This window comes from Amycolatopsis sp. NPDC114478 (assembly GCF_055633805.1).
Window position 1 is genome coordinate 210,617 of record NZ_JBVKDO010000015.1, and the last position, 22,325, is coordinate 232,941.

Consider the following 22,325-nt stretch of genomic DNA (forward strand, 5'->3'; position numbering starts at 1 on the left):
TGTCGTTCCTGGAGGTCCCCGCATGCGTGCCGCCGTCCGCACCCTGCTCGTCGCCGTGCTCGCCTTGGTCGGGGTGACCGTCCCGCAAGCCACCGCCGCGCCGCCGCCGAAAGCGGCCCACACCGTCACCTACGACGGCTACTCCTTCCTGGTCGACGGCAACCGCACCTACCTGTGGTCCGGCGAGTTCCACTCCTACCGGCTCCCCAGCCCCGACCTCTGGCTGGACATCTTCCAGAAGATGAAGGCCGCCGGCTTCAACGCGACCTCCCTCTACTTCGACTGGGGCTACCACTCGCCACGCCAGGGCGTCTACGACTTCACCGGCGTCCGCGACCTCGACAAGCTCCTCGACATGGCCCAGCAGGCCGGGCTCTACGTCATCGCGCGGCCCGGGCCGTACATCAACGCCGAGGTCGACGGCGGTGGCTTCCCGACCTGGCGGTCCACCACCCCCGGCCACACCCGCAGCGCCGACCCGGTCTACCTGAAGTACTCCGACGAGTGGCAGACGCAGATCGACCGGATCCTGCAGCGCCACCAGCTCACCAACGGCACCGGCAGCGTGCTGGCCTACCAGGTCGAGAACGAGTACTACAACGGCAACGCCGACGGCCGCGCGTACATGAAGCACCTCGAGGACAAAGCCCGCGCCGACGGCATCACCGTTCCCCTGGTGGGCAACAACAACGGCACCTTCAACGCCGGGGAGGCCGCGCTCGACGTCGACGCCGCCGACTCCTACCCGCAGGGCTTCGACTGCTCCAACCCCACGCGCTGGAACGGCGTCCCCGACATCAGCTACGACCACGTCCCGGGCAAGCCGCTGATCACCGCCGAGTTCCAGGGCGGCGCCTTCGACCCGTGGGGCGGCCCCGGCTACGAGAAGTGCGCCCAGCTGATCAACGACCAGTTCGCGAACGTGTTCTACAAGCAGAACATCGCGGTCGGCGCCACCGGCCAGAGCTTCTACATGCTGCACGGCGGCACGTCGTGGGGCTGGAGCGCGATCCCGCAGAACTACACGTCCTACGACTACGGCGCCGCCATCACCGAAGGCCGCCAGTTCGACCCGAAGTACAACGAAGACAAGCTGATCGGGTACTTCACCCAGTCCGTCACGCCGTTGACCAAGACCGACGGGCTCGCCTCGGCGCCGCTGACCGATCCGGCGCTCACCGACACCGCGCGGATCAACCCCGACACCCGCACGCAGTTCCACACCCTGCGCCACACCGACTCGACGTCCACCGCCACCAACACCACCACGATGGCGCTCGACCTCGCGGCGCACGCCGGCTACACCTACGACGACCGCGCCGCCGAGGTCGGCTACACCGGCACGTGGAGCCACGTCGGGCCGGAGGTGAACTACACCGGCGGCGACTACCAGCACACCGAGTCGTTCTCGCAAGCGACCGGCGACAGCGTGAGCATTCCCTTCACCGGCACCGGGATCCGCTGGGTGACGTCGAAGGACCCGAGCCACGGCATCGCCGACGTCTACCTCGACGACGCGAAGGTCAGCACCGTCGACCTCTACGCGGGCAGCAAGCAGAACCAGGTCACCGGCTACGAGGTGCGCGGCCTGCCCGCCGGCGCGCACACGCTGAAGATCGTCGTCACCGGGCAGAAGAACGCGAGCGCGACCGGGCCGTTCGTCGTCGTGGACGCCGTCGACCTGCTCACGGGCAGTGGCGACTACTACCCGGTCGTCCCACAGCAGCCCGGCACCGGGATCACGCTGAACGGCCGCCAGTCGAAGATCGTCGCTGCCGGGTACGACCTCGGGCAGACCCGGATGCAGTACTCGACGTCGGAGATCATGACGAACGCGGCCATCGGCGGCCGGGACGTCGCGGTCCTGTACGGCGACAAGGGCGGCCCCGGCGAGACCGTCCTGCGGTTCGCGCAGCAGCCGTCCGTGCAGGTGCTCGGCGGGGCCGCGACGTCCACTTGGGACGCCGCCCGCGGTGACCTGCGGCTGGACTACACCCACGACGGCCTGACCCGCGTGCTCGTCACCGCCCCCGGGCAGCGGCCGCTGCTCCTGCTGCTCGCGGACAAGGCGACGGCGGCCACGTTCTGGCGCCAGGACACCGCGGCCGGCCCGGTGCTGGTCCGCGGTACGCACCTGGTGCGGACCGCGGCCGACGACCACGGCACGCTGAACCTGACCGGCGACACCGGCACCGACGGCGCGTTCGAGGTCTTCGCGGCCGAGAAGGCGGTGTCGTGGAACGGTTCCCGCGTCGCGACGCAGCCGACGTCGAGCGGCAGCCTGACCACCGCCGCGCCGACCGCGAAACCGGTGACCCTCCCCGCGCTGAGCGGGTGGAAGCACCAGCAGGAGTCGCCGGAGAGCCAGCCGGGCTTCGACGACTCGGCGTGGCCGGTGGCCGACAAGCAGACCACCAACAGCTCGACCGCGCTCGGCACGAAGCCGGTGCTCTTCGCCGACGACTACGGCTTCCACACCGGCAACACGTGGTACCGGGGCCGGTTCGCGAGCGACGGCAAGCAGACCGGGATCACGCTGTCGAGCCAGAGCGGCGGCCCGGCCGGCGCGTTCTCGGCGTGGCTCAACGGCGTCTTCCTCGGCAGCTCGACCGACCCGCAGCACACGTTCGGGTTCCCGGCCGGTTCGGTGCGTCCGGGCGACAACGAGATTTCCGTGCTGACCGTGAACATGGGGCACGAGGAGGACTACGGCGCGAACAACGGCAACAAGGCCGCGCGCGGGCTCACCTCCGCGAGACTCACCGGGTCGCCGCTGACGTCGGTGACCTGGCGCCTGCAGGGCGTCCGCGGCGGCGAGACCGGCCTCGACCCGGTCCGCGGCCCGCTCAACACCGGCGGGCTGTACGGCGAGCGCGCGGGCTGGTCGCTGCCCGGCTTCCCCGACGGGCGCTGGACGTCGACGACGCTGCCGGCGAAGGACACCACGCCGGGCGTGTCCTGGTACCGCACCACCGCGGATCTCGACCTGCCCCGCGGCCAGGACACCTCGCTCGGCCTGACGATCAGCGACGACCCCGCGCGGCAGTACCGGGCGCTGCTCTTCGTCAACGGCTGGCAGCTCGGGCAGTACGTCAACTACCTCGGGCCGCAGCACAGCTTCCCGATCCCGAACGGGGTTCTGAACCCGAACGGGCACAACACGATCGCCGTCGCGGTGTGGAACCTCGACGGCAGCACCGGCGGCCTCGGCAAGATCGCGTGGACGAACTACGGCAGCTACTCCTCGCCGCTGACCGTGCGGCAGAACGCGTCGCCGGGCTTCGACCCCGCGCGGTACGCGATGCCGGCCGCGCCCACCACGACCGTGTCGCTGACCGCGCCGGACACCGCGTCGGGCGGCCAGCGGTTCACCGCCTCAGCGACGGTCCGGGTGGCCGCGGACGCGCCCCCGGCGTTCGACGTCAAGCCGGCGCTCACCGCGCCGGCCGGGTGGACCGTCGGACCGGCGTCCCCGCCTTCGGTGGCGAAGGTCGACGGCGGCCGGGCGGCGACCTTCACCTGGCCCGTCACCGCTCCCTCCACAGTGGACACCGCGGCGCTGAAGGTGGCGGTGGCGTACCGGCAGGCCGGACGGCCGGGATCGGCTTCGGACGAGCGGATCGTCGGCGCGGTGCCGCCCGCACCGCCGGCCGGGCAGGTGGCCGTCAGCTCGCTGCCGTTCCTCACCGCGACCAACGGCTGGGGGCCCGTCGAGCGGGACACCAGCAACGGAGAAGCGAACGCCGGCGACGGCAAGCCGATGACCATCGGCGGGGTGGCGTACGCGAAGGGCCTGGGCGCCCACGCGGCGAGCGACGTCCAGCTCTACCTGGCGGGCGCCTGCACGCGTTTGACGGCGTCGGTGGGCGTCGACGGTGAGACGGGCACCGGCGGCAGCGTCACCTTCAGCGTCTCGGCGGACGGTGCGACGAAGGTGACGACGCCGGTGGTCCGGGGCGGCCAGGCGGCCGTGCCGATCGACGTCGACGTCACCGGCGCCCAGGTCCTGGACCTGCTGGTCGGCGACGGCGGGGACGGCAACGGCAACGACCACGCGGACTGGGCGCTGCCGACGCTGACCTGCACTACGCCGCCCGCTCGGTGACCGCCGGAAGTCCCCGGAGGAAGAAGGTGGCGCGGACCTCGCGGCGTTCGCGCCACAGGTGGTACAGCGCGAGCCCGAAGATGATCGAGCCGACGACGTTCGCGACGAAGTGCCACCAGACGCGGTAGGTGGTCAGGCCGGGGCCCGGGTCCACCAGGCCGAAGAACGTCGAGAGGCCGATGGCGCGCGACCCGAACGCCACGGACAGCGTCAGGACCAGGTGTTCGAGCCCGTGCAGGCCCTGCATCCAGACGCCCATCTTCGCCCAGCGGCGGGCGCGGGTGCCCCGCGCCCGCCGCGTGATCACCATGACCCCGGCCAGCCCGGCGAGGAAGATGAAGTTGCCGGTCAGGTGCAGCAGTTCCATGCCGAACGTCTTGCGGTCCGGCAGCAGCATCTGCAGGCCGTTCGCGAGCCCGGTGCCCCACGGCGTCATCCACGCCGGCGCGTTCGGGTGCCCGAGCCAGTAGCCGACCTGCGCGATGTGCTCCTGGACGTGGCCGAGCTGGCCCAGGACGCCGATGCCGATCACCGCGACCGAGCCGCGGTACACCCACGGCCGCACCGGCCGGCGGTTCGCGTACGCCAGCACCCCGACCGCGGCCCACATGGCCAGCGCCCAGAGCACGAGCAGCGTCGCGCCCGCGACGTCCCAGCCGGACATCGCCCCCATCGGCATCGTCATGGCCGCCTCCCGTCCGCGTCCGCCCAGGCTAGCCGCGGAACCGGCCGCCGAACGTCTCCGTCCGTGCGGCCGCGAACCGGGCAAACCGTTACACCGCAACGGTTCTCCGCTCAAGACAGGACAAGCCGGACGGCCAGCGCCGTGATCACCGCGCTGGAGGCGAGCGCCGTCACCAGCCGGCCCCGCGGCCCGGTGAGGACGCGCCTGAGCAATGCCCCGCCGCCGGCCAGCAGCGCTTGCCAGCTCGCCGAGGCGGCGAACGCGGCGAGCACGAACACGACCTGTTCGAGCACCGAGACGGCGTCCCCGGCGCGATCGCCGACGACCAGGGCGGTGAAGTAGACGACGGTCGTCGGGTTCACCAGCGTGATGCCGAGCAGGCTGACGTAGGCGCGGCCGGGCGCGAGCGGCGTCACGGGCCGGGCGGTGGTGTCGCGGTGCGAGCGCAGCGCCAGCACGGCGCCGCGGACCGCCAGCACGACCAGGACGCCGGCCGACACCAGCCGCAACGGCCCGGCGACCGGCGTGACGACCCCGGCGATCGCGGCCCCGCCGAGCACCGCGACCAGCGCGTACACGCCGTCGGCGGTCGCGACGCCGAGGGCCGCGGCCAGGCCGGTGCGCAGCGAGGTGCGGGCGGTGAGCGCGACGAGGTAGGTCGCGACGGCGCCGACCGGGATCGCGATGCCGTAGCCGGCCAGCAGGCCGGCGAGCAGCGCGCCCGTCACGGCACGGGGGTGATCGACCTCCGCGGGGGGCCCGGCTGCTGCTGGACCGGCGCGGTGGTCGCGGCGGCGGTCGGCAGGAGCGGCGTGCGGTGAGAGGTCATGCGCAGATGGTGTAGCCGGGCGCCCGGCGGGGCAACCGTATTTCCAGCCGGTGCGCAGCGGGCGCCTGTGCTTGGATCGGCCGGGGGAACGGCCGACGCGAGAAAGGGTTTTCACGATGCGGGTCGACCTCAGCGGGAAGACGGCCCTGGTCACCGGGTCCACCCAGGGCATCGGCTCGGCGATCGTGGCGGGACTGGCCGCCGCGGGCGCGCGGGTCGCGGTCAACGGCCGGAGCGAGACGGGGGTCGCGAAGGCCATCGCGCGCCTGAAGGAGGACCAGCCGGACGCCGACCTGATCCCGGCGCCGGGTGACGTCTCGGACGAGGCCGGCGCGGCCCAGGTCGTCGAGGAAGTGCCGGACGCCGACATCCTGGTCAACAACCTCGGCATCTTCGGCGCGCAGGAGCCCCTGGACATCACCGACGCCGACTGGCGGCGCTACTTCGAGGTCAACGTCCTGGCCGCCGTCCGTCTCACCCGCGCGTACCTGCCCGGGATGACCGGACGCGGCTGGGGCCGGATCCAGTACATCGCCAGCGATTCCGCCGTCGTGATCCCGGCCGAGATGATCCACTACGGGGTGTCCAAGACGGCGTTGCTGGGGGTCTCGCGCGGGTTCGCCAAGCACGCGGCCGGCACCGGCGTCACGGTGAACGCCGTGATCGCGGGGCCGACGCACACCGGCGGCGTCGAGGACTTCGTCTACGAGCTGGTCGACAAGGACCTGCCGTGGGAAGAGGCCCAGCGCGAGTTCATGAAGAAGCACCGGCCACAGTCGTTGCTGCAGCGGCTGATCGAGCCCGAAGAGATCGCGAACCTGGTGGTGTACTTGAGTTCCCCGTTCGCCTCGGCGACCACGGGCGGTGCGGTCCGGGTCGACGGCGGGTACGTCGACTCGATCCTGCCGTAGGCCCGCTCCCGCCCGGGCGCACGGGGGAGGCCCGGGAGGGAACGGGGGATTTTGGGCCGGTACGGGGGCCGCCTCGCGGCGGAAGGCACGACACGGCTCCAGCGTTACCGGTATTCCGTGAAGGCAAGGGGTGAGGCCCGGGGGCACCGCCGTACCGACACCGAGTACAACGCTTCGGCCGGTTTGGTGTTCCGCGGCCGGGAGTGACGTGCGTCGCGGCCATCCGGGGTACCCCGCGCAGGGGTCGCCCGGACGAGCGCGCCGGCTGTCGTGTCCGGCGCGCGTGGGTGATGATCGATTTCATGGACCACATCGAGACGTCCGCGAAACCCGCCCGCGGCCTGCGCCGGGTGCTCCTCGCCGCGGCGGCGGGAGCACTGCTCGCCGCCGCGGCGTGGGTGGCGCTCTGGCTCGCCATGCACCTGTGAACCACCGCCGCGGCCACGAGCCTGCGCCTCAGCCGGTGACGCTGGGGGCGCCCGTCTCCAGGTGGCCGCTGAACCGGCGGAGGAACTTCGGGTCGGCGTCGAGCGTCGCGGACAGGTCGTACCAGCCGTTGCCGTACGCCACCGGGTTCCAGTCGTCCGTCACCGTCTGGCCCGCGGCCAGCGCGTACGTCCACGGGCCGTCCGTGCGGTAGTGGTTCGCGGTGATCGTGACGCGCACCGCCGTCGTGCCGCTGTTGCGCATCGTCAGCCGCAGCTTGTTGTCCGTCGTGTAGCTGCCCAGGACGTCGACGCCCGCGCCCGCGCTGTTCGCGTCGCCCGCCAGGACCCAGCGGAACCGGTTGGGGCCGTGCACCGCGACGCCGTACTTGCCGCCGCCGTAGAGCTGGATCCGCCAGGTGTCGCTCACCTGCGCCCCCGGGGCCAGGTCGTACGGCCACGGGCCGTCGGTCTGGCCGTCGTTGCGGTAGGCCATCAGCTGCACGGCCGCGGTGCCCTGGTTGGCGAACGTCGTCGTGAGGATCTTGCGGTCCGCGCTCAGGGACGTCGTGACCGACGGCCGGTAGGGGAGTGCCCGGGCGGGCCGGGTGCCGGGCTCCTGCACTGGGACCTGCTGCTTCCCAGTCGCCGGCGGGGCCGGCTTCGGCAGCTTCTTCTGGGTGTCGTCGGCCTGCTTGCGCAGCGCCGCGGTGTCCGGCAGCAGCGGGATCTGCACGTTCGGGGCGCCGAAGTCGAAGCACGTCATGAGGTCGCCGCAGATCGCCCGCCGCCACGCGCTGATGTTCGGCTCGGCCACGCCCGTCCAGCGCTCGAGGAACCGGAGCACCGACGTGTGGTCGGTGACCTCGGAGCTGACCCAGCCACCGCGGCTCCACGGCGAGATCACGGTCATCGGGACGCGTGCGCCGAGGCCGATCGGCTTGCCGCCGATGTACTCGCTCGCGGTGCCCGACGGCGCGATCGGCGGGGCGACGTGGTCGAAGAAGCCGTCGTTCTCGTCGTAGTTGATGAGGACCACTGTGGACTCCCACAGCTTCGGGTTGGCCCACAGGGCGTTCAGGACGGTCTGGGTGTACGCGGCGCCGTCGACCGGGCGGGCTTCGGGGTGCTCGCAGTAGCCGTAGGGTGCGACGACCCAGGACACGCGGGGGAGCGAGCCGCTCGCGCAGTCGGCCTTGAACTCGGCGAGGACGTGGTCGACGTCCTTGCCCTGTCCCGAGTCCGGGGCCCACGTCTTGAACACACTGCCCCGTTTGGACAGATCCGAGCGGTAGTCCTGGTGGTAGGCCTTGAACAGCCACAGCGGGTTGTCGCCGTAGTCGCCGACGAACGAGCCGCTCGCGTCGCCGACCTCCTTGTTGGCGTACACCTTCCACGAGACGCCCTGCTGCTGCAGGCGTTCCGGGTAGGTCGTCCAACTGAAGACCGGCTTGTAGTCGGCGGGGTTGTAGTTCGCCGGGCCGCCGGCCTTGCCGTCGGCGTCGATCGTGCCGGTGAACAGGTAGAGCCGGTTGGGCGTGGTCGGGCCCTGCACCGAGCAGAAGTAGTGGTCGCACACCGTGAACGCGTCGGCCAGCGCGCGGTGGAACGGGATGTCGCCCTGGTCGAAGTACCCCATGGTCATCTCGCCCTTGGCGGGGACCCACGCGGTGTTCGCGCCGCCGGCGATCGCCTGGTGCTGGTCGGTCCAGCCGTGGCCGAGGTCGCCGAGGTCCTGACCGTCCACTTTGGTCGTGTCCACCCGGAACGGCAGCAGGTACTTGCCGTCGCTGCGCCCGGAATCGGGCTGGTGGAAGACGTCCTGGCCGTTAGGCTGGATGATCGCGGACCGGTCGCCGTAGCCGCGGACGCCCTTCATCGTGCCGTAGTAGTGGTCGAAGGAGCGGTTCTCCTGCATGAGGACCACGACGTGCTCGACGTCCGACAGGCTGCCCGAGACGCGCGGTTCGGCGAGGGCTTCGGCCATGCCGGCCGGCAGCGCGCCGAGCGCGCCGGCGGCGGCGACCCCGCCGAGGAAACTGCGTCGGGTGAGCTCGGGCGGGTCGGCCATCACGGGAGCCTCCAGGGGACCTCGGCAGGGCAGCGCCAGCGTAGGTGATCACGGCGGCCCGGTGACACCGACGATCGGACGTAATCACGCAGCGTGAAGTTCACGAGCTGTTCGGTTCGCGGGACGCCGGCGTGACACTTTCCGGTGACCCGGAGGTGAACGCGGTCCGGACGGGGAATCTTGATCAGCACAAACCCCTGACGCACAGGGGAGATTGCGGAAGGAGAGCACGATGAAGACCCGAATCGCTTCCCTGGCGACGGCTGCTGCGCTCACGATTTCCGCGGTGGTCGCCGCGGCGGCTCCGGCGTCGGCCGACCCGGTCCCGGGCAATCCGGACCAGTTCTACGCCTACTGCTCGGTAGATCTGCTCGGCGTGCCGCTGTCGTGCACCGAGACCGACGCGGCCCACGCGTCGCACATCTGCCAGTACGTCCTCACCGGCGTCGGGCTCGGCCTCGACTGCATCCTGCGCTGACCCGCGCGTTGCCCGAAAGTACCCGGTGGTCCGGACCATCGGGTCCTCGTCGGAAAATGTCCGACCGGATAGCCTTGTTCTTCGCCACCGGCCCGTCCATACTTTGTTGTGTTCGACAACAAATAGGGTGCCGGTGAGCCGCCAGCCGTCGCCCGCGGAACGGAAGGGGCGACGACGATGTCGACCAGGAACTCCGCCCGATGGCGGCGGACCGCCCGCCTGCTGGTGGCCCCCGCGGCCCTGCTCGTGACCGCCGCCGTGGTGACCGCACCGCAGAGCCAGGCGGCGCCGGCGCAGACCCTCGCGAGCTTCAGCGACGACTTCGACGGCCCGGCGGGCAGCGGGGTCGACGGCTCGAAGTGGGTCCACGAGACCGGCGACAACGTGAACAACCACGAGCGGCAGTGGTACACCGACGGCACCGCCAACGCGGCGCTCGACGGCCAGGGCCACCTCGTGATCACCGCGAAGAAGGAGAACAGCGGGAACAACTGCTGGTACGGCGCCTGCGAGTACACGTCGGCGCGGCTCAACACCTCCGGCAAGTTCACCGCGTCGTCCGGGCACGTCGAGGCCCGGATGAAACTGCCCCGCGGGCAGGGCATGTGGCCCGCGTTCTGGATGCTGGGCTCCGACATCGGCAGCGTCGGCTGGCCGCAGTGCGGCGAGATCGACATCATGGAGAACGTCGGGTTCGAGCCGAACACCGTGCACGGCACCATCCACGGCCCCGGCTACTCCGGTTCCGGCGGCATCGGCGCGCCCTACAGCGGGCCGAACTTCTCCGACGACTTCCACACCTACGCGATCGACTGGTCGCAGGACAGGATCGTGTGGTCGGTCGACGGCAACGCCTACCAGACCCGCACGCCGGCCGACGTCGGCGGCAACCAGTGGGTGTTCAACCACGACTTCTTCGTGATCCTCAATCTCGCGGTCGGCGGCTACTGGCCCGGCGACCCCGACGGCAGCACCCAGTTCCCGCAGCAGCTCGTGGTCGACTACGTCCACGTGAGCTGAGGGTCGAGACCAGCGGGACCGGCTCCTCCCCGTGCGCGGCGGAGGGGAGCCGGTCCCGCGCCACGTCTTTTGGTACACAACCCGGACATTTCTGGTTCAGACCTGTCGAACAACCCCGACGGCCCGGCGATCTTCCCCGTACACAGTGACGGTGTGCGCTCATCGAGCGCCCCGGCACCCGGAGGAGAACCATGGCCCGTACCCGCATCCCACCCGTCGCCGGCGGCCTCGCCGCCGCCGTGGCGGTGGCGCTCGCCGCGGCCTGCTGGGTTGTCTTCCCGCCCTCGGTCGAGGGGCACGCGAGCGCGAGCCGGCCCGTCGTCGACCTCGCGCTGCCGTGGCCGTCCGACGGGCAGGCGAGCGCCGAAGTCCAGGGCTTGGGCTCGCTCGGCAGCCGCGGGGACCCGCGGCCGGTGCCGATCGCGAGCGTCACCAAGGTGATGACCGCGTACGTGGTGCTCAAGGACCACCCGCTGGGTCCGGGCGAAGCGGGCCCGATGATCACCGTCGACGAGCGGGCCGACACCGAATCGACCTCGCGCGAAGAGTCGACCGTGACCCTGCGGGCCGGACGGCAGGTCAGTGAACGCGATCTGCTGGCGCTGATGCTCGTCCCGTCCGGCAACAACGCCGCCCGGCTGCTCGCCCGCTGGGACGCCGGCAGCCAAGAAGAGTTCGTCGGGAAGATGAACCGCGAGGCCGCCGCTCTCGGCATGGCCGACACGACCTACACCGGCGCCAGCGGGGTCGAGGACTCGACCACGAGCACCGCCACCGACCAGCTGCGCCTGGCCCGCGAGGTGATGCGCAACGCCGTGATCCGCGAAATCGTCGCCACGACGAGCCTGCGCGTCGACGGCGTGCCCGGCGTCGTCAACACGAACACCCTCCTCGGCCGGGACGGCGTGATCGGGCTGAAGACCGGTTCGTCGACCGCCGCCGGCGGGGCGCTGATGTGGGCCGCGAAGGGGCCGGGCGGCAAGCTCATCCTCGGCGTCGTCCTGCACCAGAACCCGGGCGGGAGCCCGGCGCAAGGGCTGAGCGCCGCGCTCGAGAACAGCCGGACGCTCATCGCCGCCATCCAGCGGGAACTGCCGGCGGCCACGCGATGACCGCGGTGCTCGAGACCCCGCCGGCGCGCGCGGCCCGGCGCCGGGGCCGCGTGATCGCCGGGTTTTCCGCGCTGACGGCGCTGCTGCTGCTCGCGCACCCGCTGGTGCCCAACTGGGTGGGCAACGCCGGCAGCCTGCTGGAGACGTTCCTGCCGTGGACCGGCCTGCTCGTGCTCCCGCTGCTCGTGGCGGCGCTCGTCCGGCGGTCGGCGCTCGCGCTCGTTTCGCTGCTGCTGCCGGCGCTGGTGTGGGGCGGGTTCTTCGGCGGCAGGCTGTTCGACAAGACCGCAGCCGGCGGCGACCTGACGATCGTCTCGCACAACGTCAACGACGAGAACCCGGACCCGGCCGGCACGGCGCGGGCGCTGGCGGCGACCGGTGCGCAGGTGATCGCCTTGGAGGAGCTGAAGAAGTCCGAGATCCCGAAGTACGAAGACGCGCTCGCCGCGGGCTACCCGCACCACTCGGTGCAGGGCACGGTCGGGATCTGGAGCACCTTCCCGCTCGGCGACACGCGGCCGGTCGCGATCATGCCGTGGACCCGCGCGCTGCGGACCACCGTGGACACTCCGAAGGGCGCGGTCGCGGTGTTCGTGGCGCACCTGCCGTCGGTGCGGGTCCGGCTCGAAGCGGGCTTCACGGCGACCGGCCGAGACGAGGCGATCGGCCTGCTCGCCGACGCGCTGGCTGCGGAGTCTTCCCCGCGCACGGTGCTCGTCGGCGACTTCAACGGCACAGCCGACGACCGCGCCCTGAGCCCGATCACCGCGCGCATGCGCTCCGCGCAGGAGGAAGCCGGCGACGGGTTCGGGTTCAGCTGGCCGGCCGGGCTCCCGCTGGCGCGGATCGACCAGGTCTTCGTCGCGGGGCTGCGGCCGGTGGCGTCGTGGACGTTGCCCGCGACGGGCAGCGACCACCTCCCGGTGGCGGCTTCGGTCGCCTTCTGACGGCCTCCGCGCAGGTCGAACATGCCCCTTGAACACCCGCGTCCGCGGCATCCGGTGAATAACCCACCGGCTTTCCCGCAGGTCGGGCGGTGAAGCCACGACCCACCGCGCCGGCGGCTTACGTGATTAGACCGTTACGCGACCCAGGCTTGACCCCACGGGTGTTATCGCTAACACTGACTCCTCGCCGTCACCGGAACGGGTGACGGAGACCACGACGACGTGTGCGAAAGGGGACGCCGGTGGCCGAACGACCCCGCTCCGGCGGCCCCGTCAGGGTGACCGCCGCCGGCACGCGGCAGCCCAGCCTGACCGACGTCGCGGGGGTGGCGGGCGTGTCGCACATGACCGTCTCCCGGGTCATCAACGGGACCGGCCCGGTGCGGCCGGAAACCCGCGCCCGGGTGCTCGCCGCGATCGAAGAACTGGGCTACCGCCCGAACTCCGCGGCCCGCGCGCTCGTCACCGGGCGCACCGGGACGCTCGGCGTCGTCGCGCTCGAGTCCAATCTGTACGGTCCGGCCAGCACGCTCTACGGCATCGAGAACGCCGCCCGCGAAGCCGGGTACGCGATCACGATCTCGAGCGTGAGCCGCCCGGGCCGGTCGTCGATCGCCGACGCGGTGGAGAACCTCCGCCGCCAGGCCGTCGAAGGCATCATCGTCATCGCCCCGCACATCACCGCCGGCCGGGCCCTGGAAGCCGCACCCGCGGACTTCCCGGTCGTCGCGGTCGGTGGCGGGGAGACGGCACCCGTTCCGGTCATCTCCGTCGACCAGCGCGACGGCGCCCGGCGCGCCACCGAGCACCTGCTGGCCCTCGGGCACCGGACCGTCTGGCACGTCGCCGGCCCCGAGGACTGGCTGGAAGCCCGCGACCGCGAGGCCGGCTGGCGGGAAACCCTGGAACGCCACGGCGCGAACGTGCCGCAGGTCATCCAGGGCGACTGGAGCTCGCGCTCCGGCTACGAGGCGGGGCGATCCCTCGCCAGGGAACGCGACCTGGACGCCGTCTTCGCCGGCAACGACCAGATGGCGCTCGGCTTGCTGCGCGCCTTCGCCGAAGCCGGCATCTCGGTGCCGCGGGACGTGCGCGTCGCGGGCTTCGACGACGTCCCCGAGGCGGCGTACTTCACGCCGCCGCTGACCACAGTGCGCCAGGACTTCATCGAAGTCGGCCGGCGCACGTTCGGCCTGCTCACCCAGCGGATGGAGGGGGGCGACCGGCACGCGCGCGCACTGGTCGTGCCCGAGCTGATCGTCCGCGAGAGCACCGGGCCGCGTTAGCGCCTTGCGCGCGCCCGGATCCAGAAGACCAGCTCCGACTGTTAACGCTAACAACAATGATCACCGTCGATCGAGGAGTGAACGTGCTGAAGAAGCGATGGGCCGCCGCGGCGGCCGCGGCGGCCGGACTCGTGCTGCTCACCGCCTGCGGGAGTGGTGGCTCTTCCGGTGGCTCCGGCGGGGCGATCACGCTCGGCTTCGCCCAGGTGGGCGCCGAGAGCGGGTGGCGGACGGCCAACACCAAGTCGATCCAGGACTCGGCCAAGACCGCCGGCATCGAGCTCAAGTTCTCCGACGCGCAGCAGAAGCAGGAGAACCAGATCTCCGCGATCCGCTCCTACATCCAGCAGAAGGTCAAGGTCATCGCCTTCTCGCCGGTGGTGGAGTCCGGCTGGGACACCGTCCTCAAGGAAGCCAAGACGGCCAACATCCCGGTCATCCTCACCGACCGCGCGATCGACTCGCCGGACAAGTCGCTCTACAAGACCTTCCTCGGCTCGGACTTCATCGCCGAGGGCAAGAAGGCGGGGGAGTGGCTGACCAAGGAGTACGGCAGCGCCACCGGCCAGGTCAACATCGTCGAGCTGCAGGGCACCACGGGTTCGGCGCCGGCCAACGACCGCAAGAAGGGCTTCGCGGACGTCATCGCGGCGGACCCGAAGTACAAGATCGTCGCGTCGCAGACCGGTGAGTTCACCCGCGCCAAGGGCAAGGAGGTCATGGAGGCCTTCCTGAAGTCCCAGCCCAAGATCGACGTCCTCTACGCGCACAACGACGACATGGCCCTCGGCGCCATCGAGGCGATCGAAGCCGCGGGCAAGGTGCCGGGCAAAGACATCAAGATCGTCTCGGTCGACGGCGTCAAGGACGCGCTGACGGCGCTGGCCGACGGCAAGATCAACCACGTCGTCGAGTGCAACCCGCTGCTCGGCCCGCAGCTGATGGACCTGGTCAAGAAGGTCGCCGCCGGCGAGCAGGTGCCCGCCCGCATCGAGACCCAGGAGACCGAGTTCGACCAGGCCTCGGCGAAGGCCGCCCTGCCGCAGCGCCAGTACTGACCGAAACCCCGCGTCCACCCCGGAGCACGCAATGCCTGAACCGCAGCCCATGGTGCGGATGAGCGGTATCCGCAAGGAGTTCCCCGGCGTCCTCGCCTTGGACGACGTCGCCTTCCGGATGTTCCCCGGCGAAGTCCACGCCCTGATGGGCGAGAACGGCGCCGGCAAGTCCACCCTCATCAAGGTGCTGACCGGCGTGTACGGGGTGGACGCGGGCACGATCGAGCTGAACGGCGAGCAGGTCGCCTTCAGCGGGCCCGGCGAGGCCCAGCAGGCCGGCGTCAGCACGGTCTACCAGGAGGTCAACCTCTGCCCGAACCTGTCCGTGGCGGAGAACGTCTGCCTCGGGCGGGAACCCCGCCGCTTCGGCCGCATCCAGTGGGGCCCGATGCGGCGGCGGGCCGAGGAGCTCCTCGCCCGGCTGGACGTCCACGTGGACGTCTCGGCCGAGCTGAGCACCTGCTCGATCGCCGTCCAGCAGCTGGTGGCGATCGCCCGCGCGCTCGACGTCGAGGCGCGGGTGCTCGTCCTCGACGAGCCGACGTCCAGTTTGGACACCGGCGAGGTCGAGCGGCTGCTGCAGGTCGTCCGGTCCCTGCGCGAGCAGGGGCTGGCGATCCTGTTCGTCTCCCACTTCATAGACCAGGTCTTCGCCGTCGCGGACCGGATGACCGTGCTGCGCAACGGAAAGCTGATCGGCGAGTACCGCACCGCGGACATCACGCCGGTCGACCTGGTCACCAAGATGATCGGCAAGGAGCTGCGGGTCCTCGAAACGCTCGAGGACTCCGGGCCGAGCCGGGCCGAGGTCGCCGGCGCGCCGGTGCTGCTGGCCGCCGAAGACCTCGGCCGCAAGGGCGGCGTCGAGCCGTTCACCCTCGACATCCACGCCGGCGAGGTCGTCGGGCTCGCCGGGCTCCTCGGTTCCGGGCGCACCGAGCTCGCCCGGCTGCTCTTCGGCGCCGACCACGCCGACAGCGGCTCGGTGACGATCGACGGCAGCGCCACCGCGCTGCGCACCCCGCGGGCCGGCCTCGACCACCGGATCGCGTTCTGCTCGGAGAACCGCAAAACCGAAGGACTGGTCGAGGAGCTGACCGTCCGGGAGAACATCGTCCTCGCGCTGCAGGCGTCCCGCGGCTGGGCGCGGCCGCTGTCCCGCCGCCGCCAGGACGAGATCGCCGAGAAGTACATCAAGACCCTCGACATCCGCCCGGCCGATCCCGAGGCCTTGGTGGGCAACCTCTCCGGGGGCAACCAGCAGAAGGTGCTGCTGGCCCGCTGGCTCATCACCGAGCCGCGGCTGCTCATCCTCGACGAGCCCACGCGCGGCATCGACATCGGCGCCAAGACCGAGATCCAGCGGCTCGTCACCCAGCTCTCGGCCGACGGCATGGCCGTCGTGTACATCTCCGCCGAGCTGGAGGAGGTCCTGCGGCTGAGCCACCGCGTCGTCGTGCTGCGCGACCGGAAAGTGGTGGCGCAGCGGGAAAACCAGGGACTCACGGCGGACGACATCATGGCCACGATGGCCGAAGGGGTGCAGGCGTGAAAGGGATGACCAAACACCGGCTCTTCTGGCCCGTGGTGGCGTTGCTGGCCCTGCTGCTGGGCGACCTCATCGCGAGCCCGGCGTTCTTCTCGATCGAACTGCGCGACGGCCACCTCTACGGGAACCTCGTCGACATCCTCAAGAACGGCGCCCCGCTGGTCCTCATCGCGATCGGCATGACGCTCGTCATCGCCACCCGCGGCATCGACCTCTCGGTCGGCGCGGTCGTCGCGATCAGCGGGTCGCTCGCGTGCCTGTGGATCGCCGACCACCCGGACGGCGTGGGCGCCACGCTCGTCGCGGTCGGGCTGGCACTCGGCCTGTCCCTGGTGCTCGGGGCGTGGAACGGCTGGCTCGTCGCCGCGCTGGGCATCCAGCCGATCATCGCGACGCTCATCCTCATGGTCGCCGGCCGCGGGATCGCGCAGCTGATCAGCGGCGGGCAGATCATCACCATCAACTCCGGCCCGTACGAGTGGATCGGCAGCGGGTTCGTCGCCACCCTGCCCAGCGCGATCCTCATCGCCCTGCTGGTCTTCGTGCTCGCTTCGCTGCTGGTCCGCCGCTCCGCGCTCGGCCTGCTCGTCGAGGCCGTCGGCGGCAACCCGGAGGCCAGCAGGCTGGCCGGGCTCCGCTCGGCGCGGCTGACCTGGCTCGTCTACGTCTTCTGCGGGCTGTGCGCGGGCATCGCCGGGCTGATGATCAGCGCGAACGTGCACAGCGCCGACGCCAACCACGCCGGGTTGTTCATCGAGCTCGACGCGATCCTCGCCGTCGTCGTCGGCGGTACCCAGCTGACCGGCGGCCGGTTCTCCCTCGGCGGCTCGGTGATCGGCGCGCTGCTCATCCAGACGCTGACCACCACCGTCTACGCCCTCGGCATCCCGCCCGAGGCGATCATGCTGTTCAAGGCCCTGGTCGTGCTCGCGGTGTGCCTGCTGCAGTCGCCCGCGTTCCGCCGCAAGCTGCGCCGGCGCAAGGCCCGCCCGGCCGCGCCGGCCCCCGCGTCCGCTCCGGAGAAGGTGGAGGTCACGGCATGACCACGCTCACCCGCATCAAGGGCTACCGCCCCCAGCAGCGGCACCTCCCGATCCTCGCGACGATGGCGCTGCTGATCGGGGCGTACGTCTTCGGCGCGTCCAGCTACGACGCGTTCGGGTCCGGGCAGGTCGTGCTCGACCTGTTCATCAACAACGCCTTCCTGCTCGTGGTCGCCGTCGGCATGACGTTCGTGATCCTCACCGGCGGCATCGACCTTTCGGTCGGCTCGGTGGTCGCACTGTCCACTGTGGTCTCCGGCGACCTGATGCAGAAGCACGGCTGGTCCGCGTACGCGGCGATCGCGGTGGTGCTCGTCATCGGCGCCCTGCTCGGCGCCGGGATGAGCGCGCTCATCCACTTCTTCGAGATCCAGCCGTTCATCGCGACGCTGATCGGGATGTTCTTCGCCCGCGGCCTCTGCTACACGATCAGCACCGAGGCGTACTCGATCGACAACCCGACGATCGCCACCCTCGCGCAGACGCAGATCCCGCTCGGCGGGGAGCTGCACATCTCGATCAGTGTGGTCGTCGCGCTGGTCGTCGTCGCGGTCGCGGTGTACGTATTGGCCTTCACGCGGTTCGGGCGCACGGTCTACTCGATCGGCGGCAACGCGCAGTCGGCGATGCTGATGGGCCTCAAGACCGGCCGCACGAAGATCGCGGTGTACACGATCAGCGGGTTCTGCTCGGCGCTGGGCGGGCTGCTGCTGGTGCTCTACAAGTCTTCCGGCGACCCGCTCAACGGCGTCGGCCTCGAGCTGACCGCGATCGCCGCGGTGGTCATCGGCGGCACCATCCTCACCGGCGGCTCCGGCTACGTGCTGGGCACCGTGCTCGGGATCATGGTGCTGGGCATCATCCAGACGCTGATCACCTTCGACGGCACCCTCAACTCCTGGTGGACCTCGATCATCACCGGCGCCCTGCTCTTCGTCTTCATCGTCCTGCAGCGCCTCGTGACCCGGGGGAGCCACCGATGAACCCCGCTTTCCGGCGCGTCTTGGCCGTGCTCACGGCCTCGACCCTGTTCGCCGCCCTGCCCGTCACGGCCGCCGCGGCCGACCCGGACCCGGCGCTCGCCGGGCACTGGACGTTCGACGAAGGCAGCGGCACGACCGCCGCCGACACCGCGGGCGACCACTCCGCAGTCCTGAACGCTGGCGCGGGCTGGGGCCCGGGCATCCGCGGCGGTGCCCTGACGACCGACGGCACGAGCGGGTTCGCCGACGCCGGCGCGCCCGTGCTGGACACGACCAAGAGCTTCTCCGTCAGCAGCTGGGTCAAGCTCGACAAGACGTCCGGCTACCAGACGTTCGTGAGCGTCGACGGCACCCAGGTCAGCAATTTCTTCCTGCAGTTCCGCGACGACTCGCGCCGGTTCGCCTTCACCCGCCTGGCCGGGGACGCCCCGACCGACGGCGTGGTCGCGGGCGCCAACTTCGACCCCGTCGCCGGCCAGTGGTACCAGCTCACCGGCGTGTTCGACGCGGCCGCGTCGACGCTGGCGCTCTACGTCGACGGCACGCGGCAGGCGACCGTCGCCGCGCCCGCGGGCTGGGCCGGGACCGGGCACCTGGTGATCGGCCGCGGCAAGTACGGCGGCAACCCGGTGGACTACGTCGACGGCTCGATCGACGACGTCCGCGCCTACAGCGGCGCTCTCACCGCGGCCGACGCCGCCCGACTCGCCATCGCCGGGCACTGGAGGCTCGACGAGGGCACCGGCACCACCGCGGCCGACGACTCCCTCGACGCGCGCACCGCCACCCTGACCGGCGGCGCGACCTGGGGCGACGGCGTCGTCGGCCCGCACGGCGCGGTCCTGGACGGCACCGACGCCGCGGTCGACGTCCCGGCACCGGTCGTCGACACCGCCCAGAGCTTCTCCGTGTCCGCGTGGGTCAAGCCGACCGCCGCGACCGGGTTCCGGACCGCCGTCAGCGTCGACGGCTCGACGATCAGCGGCTTCTACCTCCAGCGCGCCGCCGACGGCCGGTTCGCTTTCACGCGCCGCGCGGGCGACGGCGACACGGCGTCGTCCTCGGCCGTGTCGACGCTGCCCGCGCAGGCCGACCAGTGGCAACACGTCGTCGGCGTCTACAACCGCGCGGCCGGTACGCTTTCCCTGTACGTCAACGGAACCCTGCAGCAGAGCGTCCCGTTCACCACGCCGTGGACGGCGGGCGGGGACCTGGTCGTCGGGCGCGGGAAGTGGGCCGGGAACCCGGCAGACTGGTTCGCCGGGGGCGTCGACGACGTCCGCGCGTACCCGACGCCGCTGACCGCGTCCGCCGTCGCCGCGCTGGCCGCGAGCGGCTCGTGGCACTTCGACGAGGGCGCGGGCACGGTCGCGCGCGACTCCTCGGCCAACGCGGCCGACGGCACCCTTCGCGGAGCGACGTGGACCGCCGGGGCGGCGGGCAAGGCCGTCCAGTTCGACGGCAAGTCCACTGTGGACATGGGCACCTCGCCCGCGTTCGACACCGGCACCGGCTCCCTCTCGCTGGCGGCCTGGTTCCGGACTACGGCGGACGGCACCCTCGTCGACCACGGCGACGGCTATGCCCTCGGCGTGACCGGCGGCAAGCTCACCGCCCACGTCGGCACCATCCGGGTGACGACCACCGGGAGCGGGCTCGCGGACGGCAACTGGCACCACGCCGCCGTCGTCCTCGACCGCGCTGCGCAGCGGCTCACCGTCTACGCCGACGGCGACGCGGCCGCGGTCACCAGCACCTGCGGCACGCCCAGCGGGACCACCCTGGACGTCTCGGCCTGCCCGGCGTCCGGGACCGCGGCGGCCCCGCTCACGGTCGGCGCCGGGTTCACCGGCGCGGTCGACGAACTCGAGTTGCGCCGCTTCCCGCTCACCGCGGCGCAGGTCGGCACCCTCGCGGGCGCCAACCAGCTCGCGGTCGACGCCAACGTCGTCCGGGCGAACACCCGCCCGACGATGTACGGCTCGATCCTCGAGGACATCAGCCACTCCGTCGAAGGCGGGCTGTACGCCGAACTCGTCCGCAACCGCACCTTCAAGGAGGGCTACCAGCCCGGCAGCGGCGCGGGCGACACGCCGGTGCCGTACTGGTCGCTGGTCACGTCGACCGGCGCGACCGGCACGTACGCGATCGACACCGCGAACCCGCTGAACACCGCGCTCGACCGCTCGCTGAAGCTGCACGCCGACACCGTCCCCGCCGGGGGCCGGGTGGCGGCCGCCAACGTCGGTTTCTACGGCGTCGCGGCGAAACCGGCCACGAAGTACACCGGCAGCTTCTTCGCGAAGGGCACCTGGACCGGTGCGGTCCGGGTCAGCCTGGAGAAGCCGGACGGCACGGTCCTGGCGAGCAAGGACGTCCAGCCGGTCGGGCCTGCGTGGGCGCAGCAGACGTTCAGCTTCACCACGCCAGCGACCATCGCCGCGTCCACCGACAACCGGATCGTCGTGTCCCTGGTGGACAAGGGCAAGAAGGCGCTGTCCGGGGACGCCTGGTTCCAGCAGGTCTCGCTGTTCCCGCCCACCTTCAAGAACCACGGCGTCCGCCTCGACCTCGGGCAGAAGCTCGCGGCGATGAAGCTCGGACTGTTCCGCGTCCCGGGCGGCAACTACCTGGAGGGCAACACCCTCGACACGCGGTTCGCGTGGAAGAACACCATCGGCCCGCTGGAGCAGCGGCCCGGCCACCAGAACACCGCGTGGGGCTACTGGTCCACCGACGGCTTCGGCATCCTCGACTACCTCAAACTGGCCGAGGACATCGGCGCCCAGCCGCTGCTGGCGCTGTTCGCCGGCTACACCCTGAACGGCCAGCACGTCAGCCAGGCCGACTACCCGCAGTACGTGCAGGAGGCCCTCGACGAGATCGAGTACGCCATCGGCGACGCCTCCACGACGTGGGGCGCGAAGCGGGTCGCCGACGGGCACGCGGCACCGTTCGACCTGCACTACGTCGAGGTCGGCAACGAGGACTGGTTCGACGGCTCGGGCAGCTACGCCTGGCGCTACACCGACATGTACAACGCCATCAAGGCGAAGTACCCGCAGCTGACCGTCGTCGCGACGACCGGCGGCCTGCAGGGCGGCGCCGCGTCGAGCACGTCGACCGGAGTGCGCCCGGACGCCGCGGACGACCACTACTACCAGTCGCCGCAGTGGTTCACCGACAACTCGACCCGCTACGACACCGCCGACCGCTCCGGCCCGGACATCCTCGTCGGCGAATACGGCGCCCAGGACGGCCGGCCCACCGGCACCCTGGCCGCCGCCATCGGCGAGGCCGCGTTCCTCACCGGGCTCGAACGCAACAGCGACGTCGTCATCGGCTCGATGTACGCGCCGGTGCTGGCCCAGGAGAACCAGCCGAACTGGCCGGTCAACCTGATCGGCTTCGACGCGGGGAGCAGCTACGGCTCGCCGTCGTACTGGGTGCAGCAGATGTTCTCCAGCACGCTCGGCAAGCAGATCGTGACCAGCCGCCTCAACCCGGGCAGCCCGCTGCGCCAGGTCGTCAACGTGACCACCAAGAGCGGAAGGAAGACGTTCACGGTCAAGCTCGTCAACCCGACCGGTCAGGTGCAGACCGCGCGGCTGGCGCTCACCGGCGTCACCGCGGTCGACGGCACCGGGACGCTCACCACGCTCACCGGCGACCCGGCGGGGCGCAACAGCCTCGCCGCGCCGACCGCCATCGTGCCGCAGACCAGGGAGATCACCGGGCTGGCGGCGACGTCGAAGCTGACGCTGCCCGCCGACTCCGTGACGACCCTGGTCCTCACCGGCCGCTAGAACCCCGGGGCGCGGCG

The 22,325-nt window shown here is 71.4% G+C and carries 15 protein-coding genes and 1 pseudogene; 13 read left to right on the plus strand and 3 right to left on the minus strand.

Going from position 1 to position 22,325, the window contains the following annotated elements:
• Positions 1-22: 22 nt before the first annotated feature.
• Entirely contained in the window at positions 23-4,105 is a 4,083-nt protein-coding gene (locus tag ACZ7OH_RS35010; RefSeq protein ID WP_470284756.1) for a beta-galactosidase, read from the plus strand.
• Here the strand turns inward: ACZ7OH_RS35010 and ACZ7OH_RS35015 are convergent.
• Both ACZ7OH_RS35015 and ACZ7OH_RS35020 read right to left on the minus strand, forming a co-directional pair.
• Complete coding sequence (locus ACZ7OH_RS35015) at positions 4,086-4,790, minus strand: DUF6008 family protein (RefSeq protein WP_470284757.1); 705 nt, start codon at positions 4,788-4,790, stop codon at positions 4,086-4,088. The two genes, ACZ7OH_RS35010 and ACZ7OH_RS35015, sit on opposite strands and share 20 nt — an antisense overlap.
• A gap of 110 nt (positions 4,791-4,900) precedes the next feature.
• Positions 4,901-5,518, minus strand: a complete 618-nt coding sequence (locus ACZ7OH_RS35020) for a LysE family transporter (RefSeq protein WP_470284758.1) — start codon at positions 5,516-5,518, stop codon at positions 4,901-4,903.
• A gap of 217 nt (positions 5,519-5,735) precedes the next feature.
• Between ACZ7OH_RS35020 and ACZ7OH_RS35025 the strand changes: the two genes are divergently transcribed.
• Positions 5,736-6,530, plus strand: a complete 795-nt coding sequence (locus ACZ7OH_RS35025) for an SDR family NAD(P)-dependent oxidoreductase (protein ID WP_470284759.1) — start codon at positions 5,736-5,738, stop codon at positions 6,528-6,530.
• A gap of 302 nt (positions 6,531-6,832) precedes the next feature.
• Positions 6,833-6,958: a hypothetical protein gene (locus ACZ7OH_RS35030; protein WP_400906177.1), complete on the plus strand. Its 126-nt coding sequence runs from the start codon at positions 6,833-6,835 to the stop codon at positions 6,956-6,958.
• Between the two features lie 28 nt (positions 6,959-6,986).
• Here the strand turns inward: ACZ7OH_RS35030 and ACZ7OH_RS35035 are convergent, their stop codons facing one another.
• Positions 6,987-9,026: a phosphocholine-specific phospholipase C gene (locus ACZ7OH_RS35035; protein WP_470284760.1), complete on the minus strand. Its 2,040-nt coding sequence runs from the start codon at positions 9,024-9,026 to the stop codon at positions 6,987-6,989.
• A 232-nt stretch (positions 9,027-9,258) separates the two neighbouring features.
• Between ACZ7OH_RS35035 and ACZ7OH_RS35040 the strand changes: the two genes are divergently transcribed.
• The 10 genes and pseudogenes from ACZ7OH_RS35040 to ACZ7OH_RS35085 all read left to right on the plus strand — a co-directional run bounded on the left by ACZ7OH_RS35040 (position 9,259) and on the right by ACZ7OH_RS35085 (position 22,308).
• Positions 9,259-9,504 (plus strand): hypothetical protein, encoded by a 246-nt coding sequence (locus ACZ7OH_RS35040; protein ID WP_400906183.1) that lies wholly within the window; start codon positions 9,259-9,261, stop codon positions 9,502-9,504.
• 177 nt (positions 9,505-9,681) lie between these two features.
• Positions 9,682-10,521: pseudogene (locus ACZ7OH_RS35045) on the plus strand (glycoside hydrolase family 16 protein); the annotation flags it as partial.
• A 194-nt stretch (positions 10,522-10,715) separates the two neighbouring features.
• Entirely contained in the window at positions 10,716-11,636 is a 921-nt protein-coding gene (locus ACZ7OH_RS35050) for a D-alanyl-D-alanine carboxypeptidase family protein (protein ID WP_470284761.1), read from the plus strand.
• A complete protein-coding gene (locus ACZ7OH_RS35055) occupies positions 11,633-12,583 on the plus strand; it encodes an endonuclease/exonuclease/phosphatase family protein (protein ID WP_470284762.1) in 951 nt (316 codons plus the stop codon). The genes ACZ7OH_RS35050 and ACZ7OH_RS35055 overlap by 4 nt, the downstream gene beginning before the upstream one ends.
• Before the next feature lie 242 nt (positions 12,584-12,825).
• The gene (locus ACZ7OH_RS35060; protein WP_470284763.1) at positions 12,826-13,869 is read left to right on the plus strand and encodes a LacI family DNA-binding transcriptional regulator; all 1,044 of its coding nucleotides are present in this window, start codon (positions 12,826-12,828) and stop codon (positions 13,867-13,869) included.
• A gap of 56 nt (positions 13,870-13,925) precedes the next feature.
• Complete coding sequence (locus ACZ7OH_RS35065) at positions 13,926-14,927, plus strand: ABC transporter substrate-binding protein (RefSeq protein WP_400906195.1); 1,002 nt, start codon at positions 13,926-13,928, stop codon at positions 14,925-14,927.
• 49 nt (positions 14,928-14,976) lie between these two features.
• Complete coding sequence (locus ACZ7OH_RS35070) at positions 14,977-16,479, plus strand: sugar ABC transporter ATP-binding protein (RefSeq protein ID WP_470284795.1); 1,503 nt, start codon at positions 14,977-14,979, stop codon at positions 16,477-16,479.
• Between the two features lie 5 nt (positions 16,480-16,484).
• A complete protein-coding gene (locus ACZ7OH_RS35075; protein WP_470284796.1) occupies positions 16,485-17,519 on the plus strand; it encodes an ABC transporter permease in 1,035 nt (344 codons plus the stop codon).
• Positions 17,516-18,502, plus strand: a complete 987-nt coding sequence (yjfF, locus tag ACZ7OH_RS35080) for a galactofuranose ABC transporter, permease protein YjfF (RefSeq protein WP_470284764.1) — start codon at positions 17,516-17,518, stop codon at positions 18,500-18,502. Before ACZ7OH_RS35075 ends, yjfF begins: the two co-directional genes overlap by 4 nt.
• Positions 18,499-22,308, plus strand: coding sequence for a LamG-like jellyroll fold domain-containing protein (locus ACZ7OH_RS35085; RefSeq protein ID WP_470284765.1), 3,810 nt, complete (start codon positions 18,499-18,501; stop codon positions 22,306-22,308). The genes yjfF and ACZ7OH_RS35085 overlap by 4 nt, the downstream gene beginning before the upstream one ends.
• The last annotated feature ends 17 nt before the right edge of the window (positions 22,309-22,325 follow it).